A 15,067-nucleotide genomic window follows, 5' to 3' on the forward strand; every position below is an offset into this window, starting at 1 on the left:
ATGAGAGTCAAGCTGTTTGCCATGGGGCTGACATCACTGTTACTCAGTCCGGTAGCAGGGGCTGATGATACTGTTTTCGATTTTACCGGTAAGCTATCCAGTGAGTTTCAGGCCTATCCTGATGAGGGACAATTTGTTGGTCAGGCATATCACTCTAATGCATCTATTGCACTGGAAACTGCGTTTTACTGGGGGTTTAACGAGGGTGATGATTCGGTCATCTTTACACCTTTTATACGTATTGACCAACAAGATGAAGAACGTACCCATGGGGATATCCGGGAACTAAGCTGGATCCATGCAGGCGATGACTGGGAGCTGCGTTCAGGATTAAGAAAGGTGTTCTGGGGCGTCACGGAATTTAACCATCTGGTGGACGTTATCAATCAGACCGATGCTGTCGAAGACAGCGATGGTGAAGACAAACTGGGTCAGCCGATGGTGAATCTCTCACTGGTGAGAGAGTGGGGGATCGTTGACCTCTATGTTCTGCCGGGTTTTCGTGAGCGTACTTTTGCCGGGGTTGATGGCCGGCTTCGCAGTGGTGTCGTTGTGGATACGGATAGTGCCCGCTATGAGTCCGGTGAGGGGGATCAGCATATTGATACCGCGATTCGCTGGAGTCAGAGTTTTGATCTCTATGATATCGGGCTTTACTGGTTTAAAGGAACCAATCGAGATCCACGGTTTGAGTTAGGTCTGAAAAACGGTACGCCCGTGCTTATCCCGGTTTATGAACAGATGGATCAGTTCGGCTTTGATGGGCAGGCGACACTGGATAGCTGGCTTCTCAAACTGGAACTGATGCGCCGGGATACGCGATCTGAAGACTACAGTGCGATGCAGGCCGGAGTGGAATATACCTTTTATGGTGTCAGTGAAACCAATACCGATGTGGGCGTTTTAGTTGAATATGGCTGGGATGAACGGGGTAAAGGTGCCGATGTCCTGTTCCAGAATGATCTTTTCTTTGGCAGCAGAATTACGCTGAATGATGAATCCAGCTCAGAGTTTCTCGCTGGCTTAGGTTATGACATCGACTATCAGAGCCACAGCCTGGTTGTTGAAGCCAGCAGCCGCTTTGGGAACAACTGGAAACTGAGCCTTGATGCCCGGATATTCGAGTCAGGAAGCAATCAGGACCTGATGACTAATATTGAACAGGATGATTTGGTGCAATTGACGGCGGAATACTATTTCTGATTGTTAAACATGCTATCAAAACGCGCTAATGTTTAGTGCGTTTTTTGTGCTCATACTATTGCCCCTCTATGGGGGTGACAGCAGTGACTACTCAGCAGTGACCATTCAGCAATGTTTATTCAGTAATCTCATGTAAAGCCCGGGAAACTCCTATCTCTATCAATTGATCCCGCTGTTCTCTGTTTTTAACCAGAATCGAGCCGCAGAACGCCAGAGCGTTAAATGATATCCCTGCGACAGCTTCCTTGCGACGGGGTACCAGCATCAGCCATTCCCGGGTTAACAACAGGTTATATCCGGTAAATGCTGCGGTTCCATTAAGTTTAACTTTAGTCTGGTTAAGCAATTTCTGATAGTGGATAGTTAGCCAGCCAGCAGCCTGAACAGGAGTATCGAAAAGGTTGTCAGGCACCCGAACACCCCTGTTGTCAAACGGTAGCTTAGTATTTATAGCAACATCGGATGAAAATGTCTGAAGCTGTTCAGAGAGAGGGAGCTGCTCTGCCGATAGAGGTATTAACTGCAGGTGTTTGTGAGGCTGACTGGCCCCTGCTATCTGCCCGCCGTTGAAGAACACTAATCCGTCAATTTGCCCCAGACCCAGAACTGAAGCGTGGAAATCATTCAGGTTTAACAGATCAGATTGCGATTCGAATGCTTTCGTTACAATTAGCAGATGGTTATCAATAACGTTAAATTTGTTCAGCAGGCATAGATGTTTGCGCCCTATATCGGCAACATAGAGTCTAGGATCGTAGGGCAGAAAGGGATTATGACTGCGGTTAGCAGCACTTTTCAGTCGGTCGTCATTCTGCTTTCTTTGCAGGTTGTTGAGAACCCGGATCTGGTATCTGAGTGGCCCTTCATGGATCTCTTCGAGCTCAGTTTCGATAGGCAAAAGAGCCCCGCTAATTAACGCTTGTTCTGTTGCTTTAAGACTTGTCTGCCAAAGATCTGTAGCCATTTCCCCGCCTCAACATAAAACCTGATTTCAGATTACGCTGCAGAACTCCTGTTGTATAGTGAAATGGATCTTTGGAGAAAGGTAATGAAAAAACTATTAATCGTCGCCCACGCTCCCTCTGTCAACACCCGCAGAATGGCTGAGGCTGTTTTGCAGGGGACGCGTCATCCGGATATTGATGGAGTCACATGCCGCTGGGTTGAGCCCCTCAACGCAACGCCGGATGATCTGCTGAATTGTGATGCAATCATTCTGGGCACAACAGAAAATCTCGGTTACATGAGTGGAGCCCTCAAGGACTTCTTCGATCGTTGCTATTATCCCTGTCTGGAGCAAAAGCAGGGGCTTCCCTGTGCACTCTATGTTCGGGCTGGGCATGATGGTACGGGGACTTGCAAAGCGGTTGAAACGATCTGTACCGGTCTTCGCTGGAACTGGACTCAGCCGCCACTGGTTTGTCGGGGGGAATGGCAGGATCAATTTCTTCAAGAGTGTGAAACCCTTGGCGCGACGATGGCTGCCGGTTTGGAGATGGGAATTTATTGATCTGCATCGTAGTTTGAGTGAACAGAATATGATCAGCTGTATTGTGCGGCGCACAAGCAGGTATTATACTTACGTCTAAATTTTGATCAGTCGGGAGATCCGAAAATGAAGCAGTCCGTGTTTACCGGAGTTGAGTGTGATGATCGTCGAATAGCCAGCGAGCTTCAGGCGATGGGTTGTTATGATGAAAGTGGTACGGAACCGCAATCTGCCTTCAGTAAAGCGGTTGAAGCGGTCGGTAACTTTATCACCTGGATGCGCTGGAAAGGTGAAGTAGGTGTTTATGGCTGTCGCGTCGGTGCTGATTATGCCCGCTATATGGAAGCGAAAGTTAGCGCATAACGTCTTTTTTGTTTCTGTAGAACCCGCTCAGTTGAGCGGGTTTTTTTTTGATTTTTTCGATTATCTGAGAAAAATTACTATTTTCAAACTTTTGTTTGATTACTGGAATATTTCTCCTATGCTTCTTTTTACCCGTTAGGAATAGACATGAAAAGCAACGTTAACGGTTTGCCTGGGTAGCATAAGCGTTTTATGGATAGATCTTTTCTGTAACGCTTCTCTGAATATCTGGCCGACCTGAATATCACTTTACTCAGGGTGAATTTATCGTGCATCAGGAAAGCTATCTTCAGGTTCAGGATTGCTACCAGGTAAGGGTTCTCGGTGTTGGCAATGCCGATGTTTTGTCGATAGGGCGTTTTCATCAGCGTCTTGGGTTAAGCCGACAGGACTGTATACGCCGGATTCTGACGGCTCCTTCAATTTTACAGAACAAGCTAGATATCCGTTCCGCCGAGGAGATGGTTAATGTCCTCAAAGGTGCAGATCTGCCTTGTGACCTTATACCCCAGAGTGATCAGTTAATCGCTTCGCAGGAACGCTATGAGATAGCGGTTTATATTACTGACTTTACCCATATCACCTCGTTTATCACCGATCTGGCATTGTTTACCGGGCAGAGCAGCGAAGAGCTGCTTCGCTGCCTTGCTAAGACTCCGGCAATTATCCTCGGTAATCTCTCTGAAAAAGTGGCTGAAGAGCTTATTGGCCGGTTCAGAAAACCAGGTATCGAGCTGATTAAATCCTGTAGTGATACGGCTAAATATTCTGTGGTTGCCTATGCTCCGGGTGGTGATCAGAGCCTGATCAGCTATTACCGTGAGTTCGGGTTACGGCAAACGGGAAATCAATCTGAGCAGATACAATGCTGGCAGCTGACCGATCTTTCGTTACAGCGCGCTCATACTCTGTGGCAGAAAGCCAATGAGCTGCACCTACCTCTGGTTATTCATAATCAGGATTATTATCGATTTGACCTGTTGCTTCAATCGGTTCCCGCAGATGTTGATCACCAACAGAAGATCTCACGGATATTGTCAGCAGAGTTAGCGATACCCGAGCACCTGCACTCCCGCCTGTTTGAAAGTCTGCCAATGGTTTTAAAGCGATGTGTCGCGATTGCTGATTGCGATTCAGTTATGAAAGCCCTGGTGGCTGAGGGTTGTGTTGTTTCAGCAGAGTGGATTGGCGGCATCCGCTTTGATCTGGTGTTTGATGCAGCAGCAGGGGAGCAGCAATACCGCTTAGAAAAGCTCTGCACAGCGATCATGGGGCGAGCGCTTAAATTTGTCGAAACGTCAGACGGCTGGTCAGCAAAAGCGGATGCCAACCTTCATCAGGGATTGTGGATTCAGTATGAGGCAGCCCAGTCCGGTATGCATTGCAGATTGATGAGAAATGGACATGAGTAATCAAACGATCCCAAAGTTAAAACTGGATGTTGTGCTTGCTGAGGTTGGCAAGAGTTTGCGCCAGCAAAAGTATGAAACCGCTTTGCTAATGCTGCAAAAATTATTACAGGCGGGCATGGTGCAGCAGTTTCCGCTGTTGTTACAACGCTATATATCAGAACTGGTGTTCGAGTGTCTTGAACAGGCTGGCGAAGATCAGGCTGCGCTGGAATATTGTGAGCGGGCAATAGCCGAGTACGAAACACTGGGTGACAGTGCCTCGGAGGCCGTGGCTAATGATCTTGCGTTACTCAGGTTTCGTCGAATCTGTCTGCTGATCAAGCTGGATCAGCATCAGCAGGCCAGAGATGCCGTTACGCAATATCAGCATAGCTGTTCTTTGCAGGACAAAATTCGTTACAACAAGGTGTTTGCACGCATTCTGAAGTATTCCAAAGCAACAAGAAATCAGTTGTTGAGAGAGCAGAAACAGATGGGTTCGTTTCAGTTGTCACAGCAATTAATTGTGTCAGGTTAATTCAGCGAGGTCTGGGAGATGAATTTTGATAATCAGGTAGCTGGCATGACGCCAGGACAGGCGCTGATGGATGTGCCTATCCCTAAATTAATTGAAAACACCGCGAAAGCAATTGCTGCCGCTCAGTATGAACTGGATTCCACCTCTGTTCGCGCAGCAACAATGTTGAGTGAAACCCGGATCAGTTTCAACGATGTTGATGGCACATCCCGTGAGCGGAGCCTGCTTGAGTTAGGCTTTATCCCGCAGTTTTATCACTTCAAAGAAACCGAGATGGAATTCAAGGTGACTATCTCTGTACGGGTGGAATCGGGTATCGACTTTGGTGTTGAAGCCGGGCTGGGTACCACCGAAAGTGCGGGCCTTCCAGTGGCATTTGCCGGCACGATCTCTTTCGATCTGCATCATAAATATGAGTTTGATATGGAAGCGGTTTCACGCATCAAAACCACGATGAAATCGATTCCCCCACCGCAGGCGTTTCTGGATGCGATTCGCAACCATGCAGCCTCAGGTGGCGGAACTATCTCCGCGCCTGATGGGCCTGCACCAACACCTGACCCGGTTGATCCGGCTCCAGTGGATCCAGCCCCGGTAGACCCCGCACCCGTCGATCCGGTTGATCCTGCACCGGTAGATCCAGACTGATAGAGGGTTGATCTATGTCCAATAGCAAAGTGATGGCATCACTGGAGAAGTCACCCTTACCAGGGCTTCTGACACAGCTGGGTACGGCGATTGCATCGGCCCAGCGAGAGCTTGATAACAACTCTATCAGGATGGCGATGCAGCTGGGTGATGCTGAAGAGCATGGGGTGGATATCGGTGACGGTGAAAAAGTGTCATTGATTTCATTAGGTTTTGCCCCGGTGTTTTATCACTTTAATGAGGCGACCATTGATATCAGGGTCTCGCTGTCGACATCAACCACTACAGAAACAAAATTTGGTACCTCTGCAACGGTTGGAGGTGCATTCTATTTCGTCATGTTTGCTGCGACGGTCAGTGCAGAGTTTAGTAATAAGTACAGTTTTTCTTCCGAGGCCAGTAGTTCGATTACTGCCAGGATCTCGTCGATTCCACCACCCAACGCGTTTCAGAACTGGATAGCCAGCAGGCAGCAGGCATCTCAGCCTGCAGATACTGAATAAAGATGATCTAACCGCTAAAGATTAGCAAGGAGAGAACTATGTCAATCGGTCAGGAACTACTCAACGTCCCCATGGGGGAGATGATCAGGGAGATGGCATTTGCAATTGCCGATGCCCAGTATGAACTGGATGAAGCCAGCATCCGTGTCGCTCAGATGATGGGAGGGCGGGTGCCTATCCTTGATGAAGCGGGAGCGGTTACCGGTGAGGAGGATACCCGGGTTTATTTCGGTACGGGTGCTGATAATAAAGCACAGAAAGTCAGTATGTTGGAACTGGGTTTTTCCCCGACGTTCTATCAGTTCACCAACAATATCATCGAAGTCAAAATAGCGATCAAAATCGTGCGTGAAAGCTCCTATACACGCAATACTAAAACCACTGGTACCAAGAGAAGTAAACCTGCTTTCGGGGGATTCTTTGGCGGCAGTTCAAAGCTACGAACAACTACCGTTGATGCAACCTACTCCAGTAAATACAGCTATAGCGCAGAGGGCGCCAGTCTGCTGCGTTGTAACCTGGTGCCAATTCCGCCACCTGCGATTTTTGAAGAGCGGGTAAGAGACCTGTTTGAAACCGATGAAGAAACGGACGGTTAATCACCCAATCTAAAGGAGAACGGCTATGGCCAGACCAAGTATCGGACGTGAACTGAGTGATGTTCCGTTTGGCGAGATGATCACCAGTATGGGGCTTGCAATAGCAGAAGCTCAGTATGCGATGGATGAAACCAGTCTCCGACTCGCGCAAATGATGGGCGGTGAATATGAGGTACCTGAAGTTGACCCGGTTACTGGTGAGATAACCACCGTCACCAAAAAATCACTGGTTAAGTTTGATGGTGAAGAGATGTCGCTGATAGAACTGGGCTTCACCCCCACCTTCTATCAGTTTACCGAATCCCTTATTGAGATAAAGGTATCAATCAGCTTCACTCAGAGCTCTGAGTTCGAGCGCAAATCATCGACGAAAACCATCAGCGCAATGGCGGGTGGATTCTTAGGTATGGGAATGGCGCGAGCCAGAACTACATCGGTCAGCGCCCGTTACGCGAATAAGTTTAACTACAGTGCTGAAGGGTCCAGCCTGATGCGAACCAAAATATTACCCACCCCTGCGCCTGCAGTATTGGAAGAACGGATACGGGCAATCGTGGAGCGTAATAAATCTGCACCTGCAGATGGTTGATGGGTCGGTTTATGAGCAAGTATGAAGCGCTGGGTATAAAGGGATCGCCTGATGGTGACTGAGTATCTTGACTGGACCTCACTTGAGTCTGTAGCAGACGCGACTCAGCATGAGCAAGCGTGGCTTGATAAACAGGGAAATGAGCCACCTCAGCAGCGTGCTTTAGCTGATCTGCTGGAAATGGACGATATACCGGATGAGTTAAAACAGCTGGTCAATCGTCAGAGAGTGTTAGAGCAGCAGTTGGATGAGTTGACGGGTAACGTTCCGGTACAGGATTGGAATGACCAGCGCTTTCCGATGCCACAGCACTCTGCAGAATCTCGTTTAGTGGATAAGCAAAAAGCACAACGGCAGGAAGAGAACCGGAGTCGTATCAGACAGCAGCTTAATCAAAGACAACTATCTCGCTTACAGCTTGAGCGGGGAATGAAGGAGGCTGAGTTAGCCCGACATGAAAAGTTAAGGCAGAAAAAGAGTCAGGCGTTGCAGTTACAGCAGCGTGTCAATCAACTTGAACAGGAAAAGCAAAAGGCGCAACGGCAGAAGTCGCTGGTCAGATTAAAAGAGGTTAAGCGCCAAGAGGATCTGAATTCTCAGCGTCAACAACTGCTATTGAAAAGTTCTCTGAATCTGCGCCAGGAGTTAAAAAGAGCGACTGAAGGCGATTTGCAAAAAAGACAGCGTCTGGAGGAGATCTCTCAGCTTCAGCGGCAGGCGCAGCAACGCTGGCTGGAACAGAGAGAACGGCAGCAGATGAAATGTGAACAAGCACGTTCAGAGGCTCAGAAAAGAGCCCGGCTGGAAGAACGGCAACAGGTTGATACATTTGTAACCTTTGCTGTTCGGGCAGAAGCAAAGCGCGAAAGAAGGCTGGCAGAAATATCACGGCAACGACAAAGAGATCGGTCTGAAGAGAGAAGAAGAGCTGAAAAGCAGGAAAAACTGCAATACTTCAGTTGATCAGGACCTGGAGAGATTTGAATGGATGATGTAGCTAAAGGGCAAGATCTGGATGATTTTCTCATCAATCTGGCAGACGGGCTGAGTAAGGCCCAAAGTCGGTTGAACCGATATCCGGTGATGAATGCTATGGGCCAGCAAAGTATGGTTTATCACATCCCGCGTATGGAATTTGAACTGAAACTGCAGATGACCACTGTCGATACACCAGCGACATCCGGGTCAGGGCGGCGGCTACCGCTACAGAAGAAATCTGCATTTCAATTTCTGCCGGTGAAAGCATCGCAACAACAGAACAGTAGCTCTGCGACCAGTATCATTAAAGGCGTATTTGTTGCTGCACCGTTGGATTCAACGGCGGCAAAAGTGCAGCTAAGCCTCAGTGTTGAGAAAAAGGCAGCCCGCAAAGCTCGGGTAAACGTTGTTGTGACTGCGGGGCCAGGCAACTCGATGCAGGGGGCGACGGTGGAACTGAACATAGACCGTGAATTGTCCGAGCAATTGAATAAAACTGGGTTGAAGCCCGCGACCAAACTGGAACAGGCATCTCTGGTGCTCAATCAGGAGGGGGTTGCCTCAGCCGGTCTGGTGATTTCAAATCAGGAACCGGAAGGGCAGGTCATCGCGCTGATAGCTGATCTGTTTGGTCAGACCCAGACACTTCTGTACCGCTTTGAACAAGGATGATGACCTATGGCTACCAATATCAAAGCAGTGTTACGTGATAGTAATAATAAAGCATTAGCTAATACCGATGCGCAGATGTTTTTCTACACAATGGCTGGCGGCATAACACTGGTTGCATCCGGGCGTAGTACAACAAAAGGCTCACTGAGTATGGTGAGTAATACTAATTTTAGTGGCTTTCTGCCCAGAGTTTTGCTCAAAGTGAAACTCAATAATAACTGGGTAAATGCCAGCAATACGCCGAAAACTTATAGCCAGCAGACAATTGATTTTGGCACGGTTCAATTGAGTAATGAACCGGTGCTGACGCTGGCTAATACTACGCTGCATACCATTCCGGTGATCACCGCTGGCAGTGTTGCTGTCAGTGCTGCCGATACTAACAAGCTGAAGTTATTAGAAAGAAAAAACCTACAGCTCACCAATGATACTAAAACACTTTCGGAACAGCTGAAGAGTAAAGAGCTGGCGCGTAAAAAATTAGAGACTGAACTGCAGAGCAGACCAACGTTGCAGATGCTGAATGCTGAAAAGTCCCAGATAACCAGCTTAAAGTCACAGATTAAAGCCAGGGATGATCGAATATCTCTGTTAGAACGGGGCAATGGACAGCTTGGAGAGATCAGTCGCCAGCTGGAGCTGAAAGAGCAGCAGCGAAAATTACTCGAGGTTGAGCTGAATAAAAGGCCGACAGTTGAGACCCTGAACATACAGAAGGGGCTGGTCGCTGATCTGCAGAGCCAGCTTAAATTAAAAGATAATCGTATCGGTCAACTTGAGGGACTGGTTAACAGCGGAGGGATTGCTGTTCCCATCAAGTCAAAAACAGTTAAGAGCGAAGATCTGATCTTTTCAACATCAGAAGCGATCTCCCGTGCCAGCACTAAACTGGCGCAACAGGGGGGGTATCGAATCAGTAAAGCCAGTGTTGACCTGAAGGTTGTCGCAGCCGCTAATCAAACAGATCTGATGTTGTTTGAAACGGCAGATGATCTTGCCCGTATCCCTTCTAACTGTTTTGGTAATGTCCGTTTTGATATTGATCTGACGGATGCAGGTGAGAGTTCTGAGACTGTCGTCGTTGAACTTAAAATGCCCGAAGTCACCGGCTATACCCGCCAGCTTGCCGAGCGAAAACTGGATGGAGTGCAGGATCAGGTGTTCTGGTATGAACAGCAACTGTCGGAAAAAGATCCGTTCTCAGCGGGACAAATCATAAGCCAGCATCCTAAAGCGAACACCCCGTTACAACCGGATACGCAGATCATACTGATCATTGGTGTCGGTAACGGTAACTGAGTCACAAGGAGAAGGTTATGGCAGAAAATCCTTTTACAAAAGTGTTGGCTACTCCGCTGGGCGATATGATTGCCGAGATGGGTATTGGTGTTGCACAGGCCCAATATGCGATTGATGCAAAAACCATAGAGAATCTGAAACAGATCTACAGTCTTGATGACGAGCTGTTAAAAGAGATGCGCCGGATCGGCTATCGGCCGACCTGGTATGTGATTCCGGAAGCTGAAGCCGAGATTACTATGGCGCTGACTGTACAGCAGTCGATAGGTAGCGATAGCAAAGTGAAAACTGAGGTGATGGGGACAACGGTAGATGCCTCATACCAGAACCAATATGACTTCAAAATAGAGGGCGCCAGCAAACTGAAGCTGACTTTCAGGCCGGTACCGGCACCTCTTGAGATCGACAACCTGCAGGTTGTACCTCTGCTGTCAGGCATCCCATTGGGAGAGGCGAAAGAGTTACTTGAGAGAATCGGAATCGAGTTTAAGGTTTCCCCCGGGAATGCCAAAGACAGTGATATTGTCGCATCGACAACGCCCACTGCAGGGGCTTTTATTGACGCAGGCAAAGCGATAACCGTCGCGTTATAAGTTCAGGTCTGTAAACGTCTGATGAGTATGTTACGAGGAGTCTGTAATGAGCAGTGGTGGTCAGAGAATCGAATCGTTGTTAAGGCGAATCTCACAGCAGCAAAACGCGCCTGCAGGAGAGTCATTTAGTCTGCAGAACCCTATCGCCGGTGGTTTAGGGCGGGTCAGTTCCATGAGTCTGGCCAATAACAGTCGTCAGAATCAGGAAGGTTTCGGCAATCTGATCGCTTCGATGAGAATGCTGCGAGAGATGCCCGGCCTTAATTCAGAACAACTGCAGCAGAACTTGCAGCAACAGTCGGCCTGGCCCGATCCAGATGCTTTTCCGATGCCTCCTGTCGATGAGCGCTTTAATACACGACCAGACCCATCAACCGATGATGAAGAGCCTGATTAATAATCACTCGCTGAAAAAGCACGTTTATGCGCTCATGTGAACAGATGAGCAGGCTGTTGCGTTAACCCGCTGCTAAGGAGCAAAGCTATGTGTAATGATGTCTGTGAAGAGAACAGTCCGGGCGCTGATATAAGTCAGCAGTTCGCCTGCGTTAGTGACGCAGTAAACTACTCTGAAATATACAATCAGCAGATAGATGATGTGCGCAATGCAGAACGCAATGAACGTACCCGTATAGCAGGGGTTTTTCTCTACCGCATCGCTAACTTCAATTACCCTCTGGTGCGCATCGAACTGGATAGCTACAGCCAGGAACATGGCCGCACTACTATCGGGGAACTGGCGCAGGTGCTGCATCTTGAGCGTAGTACGCTGTTTAATCGCATCCTGGACTGGCACGCCGGACCTAATGGGCATGTTCGGGAATTTCTTTATCGGCGCTATGTGGGCGGCGATGCAACCTCGGTAGAGGATCAGGCTGCCGCCTTGCAAGCGATTAAAAATGGAGATTCAGGCGCGGGAACGCCGGTTTATCATCGCTGGCGATTACCCAGCGGGAGGAATTACCGCCTTATTCTACCGAGAAGTGAATCGCTGGAGCAGGAGATAGCGCTCAACCGAACTGCTCTGGTGTCGGCAGATATGCAGCAGCTCAGCTCGCTGTTGTCGGCTGAAATGGACAATGCAATGGCAAAAGCTGAACGGGTAGCAGCCAATCAGCAGGCTCTGGCGCGTATTCTTCAACCCTATAAGCAGGAGCTGGGTGCGCTTGAACTGTTAATGGAGTTTATTAATCTGGCAGAGGTTAATCCTGAGTCCGCCTACTCTGGCTCAGAGCAGGGCAGGATAGATACCCTGCAACGAAAGCTCAATACACTTAAAGCGCACGCTGAACGTACTCTGGGACGTGAGCCGACTCAAAGAGCCCGCCTACTGCAACAGGCTATCCGCCGGGATACTGACAGTTTATATGAGATGCTTGAGGGCAGTAGCCGTCTCAATGACTTGATGGCTCAGGCATGTAATAGCGATAATATGATCACCAGCAGCTTCATGCATGGCATCTACAGTAAGCTGGGTGCCTGCTATCGGGTGATCGCCGTCAGTGATCATGCAGAATCCCTGATAACCGAGCGCTTACAACCTGCTCTGGAGATGATCGTCAGTGGTGAATGGCGCAGCTTTGCCAACCCTTCCTGTCTGGCAACGGTTGCAGCTAAAATCAGTGTCGTGCCAACCATCGCTGGCAACCTGCCCGGGCCTCCTTCGTTACTCATGGTGGTGATGGAAGCGTCGTTGCCAAAAATGATTCAGATGGCTTCATTGGCCCCCAATGCCGGGCGTATTTTGCGTGATCTTACGGTTGAAGTAACGGCTGAGTTAATTGGCATGGTTAGTTCGAATAAAGGTGAGTTTATCCGGCGTCTGAGTTCATCGGATCCTGAAGAGGTATTGCAGGTGAAAGAGTGGAGTCGGGGTGTGGTCAACTCCGAGGTGATGAGCAGCCCGGGCTGGGGTGTTTTTATGTCGATGATAACCGGCATTCTGTTTCTCAATGCTTTCGTCAGTGCTGTGACGACAACGACCGATAGCATGATCACCCGAATTCGTTTATGGGGAGATACTATTGCTCAGTTTTCCGGTTTTGCCAACTCTCTGATTCAGGCTCTGCAACGTTTCAAATATGTTCAACAGAGTGTTCTTGGTAGTGGCACCGCGGGGGCGGCCGCCACCGCGCGCGTTCTTGGCGTTATCGGTTCATTGGCTGCGATTGCGTCCAGTAGTGCGATGCTGGCTGAGGAACATAGAACCCGTGATTATGCAGGCATGACGGTGGCAGGCTTTGGTCTTGCCAGCGGTATTTTAAGTCTGGCTGGCTTTATGTTGTGGATGTCCGCAGGCACTATAGAGGTTCCGCCTTTGGCGGCGGTACTGTTTGTGGCTGCACTAATTGCGGGTTTGGTTGGTGCGATAATCGGCTTTTTTACCTCAGATACCAATAGTGAGGCGTTGGTAGAAGGGCTGGTTGAGCATCTGGGCAGCGCTGATCTGTTTTCTCGTCAGCTACGCAATGATTCTAGCCTGAATACCTATTATGAGGATGTCAGGCATTATCATCACACAGCCACCGTTAAAGATCTGCGCAGTAGTGCCAGAACCGCGCTGAACTACCTGTTTGGCCTTGATCAGATCACTGATCGGGAAAAAAGAGCGCAGACGGTGGAGTTGATCGACGCGCTGATAGCGTAGCGAAGAACCTTATTCAGCGTCTGCGTTTCAGTTGTTGAAACAGCACACCACTGATAATCAGGATTAGCCCGATGATGGTCGAGATCATCACCGGTTCGTCAGCGATGGTTGCCAGTAACAACAGTGACAGTGGCGGAGACAGGTAGACCAGGTTGCTGAGTTGCGCCGTGTTATCGGTCATGCGCATCGCCTGCATCCACAGCAGGAAGGCAAAGCCCATCTCAAAAGTGCCGATATAGATGCCGCCCGCAACCGCCTGCCAGGGCATTAGAGTGACGTCTCCCTGTATCAGCATCAACACACTGAGAATCGGTAAACTCAGGCCGAAACAGAGTAGCAGAGAGACCACCGCGTCCCGCGGCTTGCGGGTATTGAGAATCCAGTAGCCAGCAAAAAAAAGTGAGCTGCTGAGCGCCAGAGCAACACCCAGCGGGTTTTTAAAATCCAGCGCGAGCAAATTGCCCTGAGTGGCGATAACCACGACACCGCCATATGCTAGCAGGATGCTGATCAGGTTTTTAAGAGTGAATTTCTGGCCGAGAAAGGGCACTGCCAGAATGCTCAGAACTACCGCCCAGGTGTAGTTCAGAGCTTGTGCTTGTTGAGCTGGCAGCAGATCATAGGCGGCAAACAGAATCAGGTAGTACAGCGTTGGGTTGAGCAATGCCAGCAGCAGGAAATACCCCGGCGATTCTTGAAGATACTGGCGGGCCAGAGTGACTTTTTTCTGCGCAATGGTCGCAACGCAAAGAATAACAAAGGTGGTGGCCACAGCGATCCAGAGCATCTGCAGCGGGCTGATAAGCGCCAGCGTGAGTTTAAATGCAGTGGCAACAGTAGACCACATCAGCACTACAACGAGTGCCAGAATCAGAGGTGTCCGGTTCAAGGTCTGCTCTCAGTGGTTATCAGAGGAGTTTGGATTCAATATCCTTAACATCTTCCATCACTACAAAGGTGCTGGTTTGAGTCACATAGGGTAATGAGGATATCTTCTCCCCCAGAACTTCACGATAGGACTCCATTCCGGTTGTGCGGACTTTCAGCAGATAGTCAAAATTGGCGGCGATCATATGGCACTGCTCGATTTCCGGGATCTCTCTTACCGCAGCGTTGAACGCTAAGAGTGCTTTGGTTTTGGTATCACTCAGCGTCACCTGAACGAAAGCAACATGCTTAGTGCCAAGCTTCTTTTGATCGACCAAGGCGATGTAACCGAGGATGTAGCCCTGCTCTTCCAGACGCTTCATACGGATCTGGCAGGGGGTTTTAGACAGGCCGACCCGGGAGGCCAGTTCTGTCACAGTGATACGGGCATTTTTTTGCAGTTCACGCAAAATTGCCATATCCAGCTTATCCAGCTTATCCAGTTTGTCCAAATTATCCATATGATTTCACAGTTCTGGTTGTTCGTGTTTTTATTTGATCTTTATGAGAAGGATACGGCTATAAATAGCAAAAATACAGTGAAAAAGACTTCTGTTCTTTTCCTATACTTTGACATTAACTAATACGTCACGGTTTTTATCCTATCCTATTACTGTAGTAGAAAAAA

Annotated in this window: 18 protein-coding genes; 15 read left to right on the forward strand and 3 right to left on the reverse strand. The window is 48.9% G+C overall.

Annotated features, from left to right (window positions below):
- Positions 1–1,203 carry a hypothetical protein gene (locus tag Q0499_RS21675; RefSeq protein ID WP_299204401.1) on the forward strand — a complete coding sequence of 401 codons (1,203 nt, stop codon included), beginning with the start codon at positions 1–3 and terminating at the stop codon, positions 1,201–1,203.
- Positions 1,204–1,318: 115 nt separating this feature from the next.
- Here the strand turns inward: Q0499_RS21675 and Q0499_RS21680 are convergent, their stop codons facing one another.
- The gene (locus Q0499_RS21680) at positions 1,319–2,167 is read right to left on the reverse strand and encodes a hypothetical protein (protein WP_299204404.1); all 849 of its coding nucleotides are present in this window, start codon (positions 2,165–2,167) and stop codon (positions 1,319–1,321) included.
- 84 nt (positions 2,168–2,251) lie between these two features.
- Here Q0499_RS21680 and Q0499_RS21685 point away from each other — a divergent pair, with 84 nt between their 5' ends.
- From Q0499_RS21685 to Q0499_RS21750, 14 genes are all read left to right on the forward strand, one after another.
- Positions 2,252–2,713: a flavodoxin family protein gene (locus tag Q0499_RS21685; protein WP_299204407.1), complete on the forward strand. Its 462-nt coding sequence runs from the start codon at positions 2,252–2,254 to the stop codon at positions 2,711–2,713.
- Between the two features lie 105 nt (positions 2,714–2,818).
- A complete protein-coding gene (locus tag Q0499_RS21690) occupies positions 2,819–3,055 on the forward strand; it encodes a hypothetical protein (protein ID WP_299204409.1) in 237 nt (78 codons plus the stop codon).
- A 269-nt stretch (positions 3,056–3,324) separates the two neighbouring features.
- Positions 3,325–4,467, forward strand: coding sequence for a hypothetical protein (locus Q0499_RS21695; protein WP_299204412.1), 1,143 nt, complete (start codon positions 3,325–3,327; stop codon positions 4,465–4,467).
- Complete coding sequence (locus tag Q0499_RS21700; RefSeq protein ID WP_299204415.1) at positions 4,460–4,984, forward strand: hypothetical protein; 525 nt, start codon at positions 4,460–4,462, stop codon at positions 4,982–4,984. The genes Q0499_RS21695 and Q0499_RS21700 overlap by 8 nt, the downstream gene beginning before the upstream one ends.
- An 18-nt stretch (positions 4,985–5,002) precedes the next feature.
- Complete coding sequence (locus Q0499_RS21705) at positions 5,003–5,632, forward strand: hypothetical protein (RefSeq protein ID WP_299204419.1); 630 nt, start codon at positions 5,003–5,005, stop codon at positions 5,630–5,632.
- Between the two features lie 14 nt (positions 5,633–5,646).
- Complete coding sequence (locus Q0499_RS21710) at positions 5,647–6,135, forward strand: hypothetical protein (protein ID WP_299204422.1); 489 nt, start codon at positions 5,647–5,649, stop codon at positions 6,133–6,135.
- Between the two features lie 38 nt (positions 6,136–6,173).
- A complete protein-coding gene (locus tag Q0499_RS21715; protein WP_299204425.1) occupies positions 6,174–6,734 on the forward strand; it encodes a hypothetical protein in 561 nt (186 codons plus the stop codon).
- Between the two features lie 25 nt (positions 6,735–6,759).
- Positions 6,760–7,323, forward strand: coding sequence for a hypothetical protein (locus Q0499_RS21720; RefSeq protein ID WP_299204428.1), 564 nt, complete (start codon positions 6,760–6,762; stop codon positions 7,321–7,323).
- A 51-nt stretch (positions 7,324–7,374) separates the two neighbouring features.
- Positions 7,375–8,286 (forward strand): hypothetical protein, encoded by a 912-nt coding sequence (locus tag Q0499_RS21725; RefSeq protein ID WP_299204431.1) that lies wholly within the window; start codon positions 7,375–7,377, stop codon positions 8,284–8,286.
- Between the two features lie 21 nt (positions 8,287–8,307).
- The gene (locus tag Q0499_RS21730; protein ID WP_299204434.1) at positions 8,308–8,973 is read left to right on the forward strand and encodes a hypothetical protein; all 666 of its coding nucleotides are present in this window, start codon (positions 8,308–8,310) and stop codon (positions 8,971–8,973) included.
- Between the two features lie 6 nt (positions 8,974–8,979).
- On the forward strand, positions 8,980–10,272 hold the full coding sequence (locus Q0499_RS21735; protein ID WP_299204437.1) for a PASTA domain-containing protein: 1,293 nt from the start codon (positions 8,980–8,982) through the stop codon (positions 10,270–10,272).
- A 17-nt stretch (positions 10,273–10,289) separates the two neighbouring features.
- Positions 10,290–10,865 carry a PASTA domain-containing protein gene (locus tag Q0499_RS21740; RefSeq protein WP_299204440.1) on the forward strand — a complete coding sequence of 192 codons (576 nt, stop codon included), beginning with the start codon at positions 10,290–10,292 and terminating at the stop codon, positions 10,863–10,865.
- Between the two features lie 46 nt (positions 10,866–10,911).
- Entirely contained in the window at positions 10,912–11,262 is a 351-nt protein-coding gene (locus tag Q0499_RS21745; RefSeq protein ID WP_299204443.1) for a hypothetical protein, read from the forward strand.
- Between the two features lie 87 nt (positions 11,263–11,349).
- Positions 11,350–13,512, forward strand: coding sequence for a hypothetical protein (locus Q0499_RS21750; protein ID WP_299204446.1), 2,163 nt, complete (start codon positions 11,350–11,352; stop codon positions 13,510–13,512).
- Between the two features lie 13 nt (positions 13,513–13,525).
- On the opposite strand, the gene Q0499_RS21755 is transcribed toward Q0499_RS21750, so the two are convergent.
- Both Q0499_RS21755 and Q0499_RS21760 read right to left on the reverse strand, forming a co-directional pair.
- Entirely contained in the window at positions 13,526–14,401 is an 876-nt protein-coding gene (locus Q0499_RS21755) for a DMT family transporter (RefSeq protein WP_299204449.1), read from the reverse strand.
- Between the two features lie 19 nt (positions 14,402–14,420).
- Complete coding sequence (locus Q0499_RS21760; RefSeq protein ID WP_299204452.1) at positions 14,421–14,900, reverse strand: Lrp/AsnC ligand binding domain-containing protein; 480 nt, start codon at positions 14,898–14,900, stop codon at positions 14,421–14,423.
- Between the last annotated feature and the right edge of the window lie 167 nt (positions 14,901–15,067).

This window comes from uncultured Amphritea sp., from assembly GCF_937127095.1.
GTDB lineage: Bacteria > Pseudomonadota > Gammaproteobacteria > Pseudomonadales > Balneatricaceae > Amphritea.

What these genes read in the sequence shown, in the direction of transcription:
- Q0499_RS21675 (WP_299204401.1), top strand. Translation starts at nt 1, where the DNA reads ATGAGAGTCAAGCTGTTTGCCATGGGGCTGACATCACTGTTACTCAGT.
- Q0499_RS21680 (WP_299204404.1), bottom strand. Translation starts at nt 2,167, where the DNA reads ATGGCTACAGATCTTTGGCAGACAAGTCTTAAAGCAACAGAACAAGCG.
- Q0499_RS21685 (WP_299204407.1), top strand. Translation starts at nt 2,252, where the DNA reads ATGAAAAAACTATTAATCGTCGCCCACGCTCCCTCTGTCAACACCCGC.
- Q0499_RS21690 (WP_299204409.1), top strand. Translation starts at nt 2,819, where the DNA reads ATGAAGCAGTCCGTGTTTACCGGAGTTGAGTGTGATGATCGTCGAATA.
- Q0499_RS21700 (WP_299204415.1), top strand. Translation starts at nt 4,460, where the DNA reads ATGAGTAATCAAACGATCCCAAAGTTAAAACTGGATGTTGTGCTTGCT.
- Q0499_RS21705 (WP_299204419.1), top strand. Translation starts at nt 5,003, where the DNA reads ATGAATTTTGATAATCAGGTAGCTGGCATGACGCCAGGACAGGCGCTG.
- Q0499_RS21710 (WP_299204422.1), top strand. Translation starts at nt 5,647, where the DNA reads ATGTCCAATAGCAAAGTGATGGCATCACTGGAGAAGTCACCCTTACCA.
- Q0499_RS21715 (WP_299204425.1), top strand. Translation starts at nt 6,174, where the DNA reads ATGTCAATCGGTCAGGAACTACTCAACGTCCCCATGGGGGAGATGATC.
- Q0499_RS21720 (WP_299204428.1), top strand. Translation starts at nt 6,760, where the DNA reads ATGGCCAGACCAAGTATCGGACGTGAACTGAGTGATGTTCCGTTTGGC.
- Q0499_RS21725 (WP_299204431.1), top strand. Translation starts at nt 7,375, where the DNA reads ATGGTGACTGAGTATCTTGACTGGACCTCACTTGAGTCTGTAGCAGAC.
- Q0499_RS21730 (WP_299204434.1), top strand. Translation starts at nt 8,308, where the DNA reads ATGGATGATGTAGCTAAAGGGCAAGATCTGGATGATTTTCTCATCAAT.
- Q0499_RS21735 (WP_299204437.1), top strand. Translation starts at nt 8,980, where the DNA reads ATGGCTACCAATATCAAAGCAGTGTTACGTGATAGTAATAATAAAGCA.
- Q0499_RS21740 (WP_299204440.1), top strand. Translation starts at nt 10,290, where the DNA reads ATGGCAGAAAATCCTTTTACAAAAGTGTTGGCTACTCCGCTGGGCGAT.
- Q0499_RS21745 (WP_299204443.1), top strand. Translation starts at nt 10,912, where the DNA reads ATGAGCAGTGGTGGTCAGAGAATCGAATCGTTGTTAAGGCGAATCTCA.
- Q0499_RS21750 (WP_299204446.1), top strand. Translation starts at nt 11,350, where the DNA reads ATGTGTAATGATGTCTGTGAAGAGAACAGTCCGGGCGCTGATATAAGT.
- Q0499_RS21760 (WP_299204452.1), bottom strand. Translation starts at nt 14,900, where the DNA reads ATGGATAATTTGGACAAACTGGATAAGCTGGATAAGCTGGATATGGCA.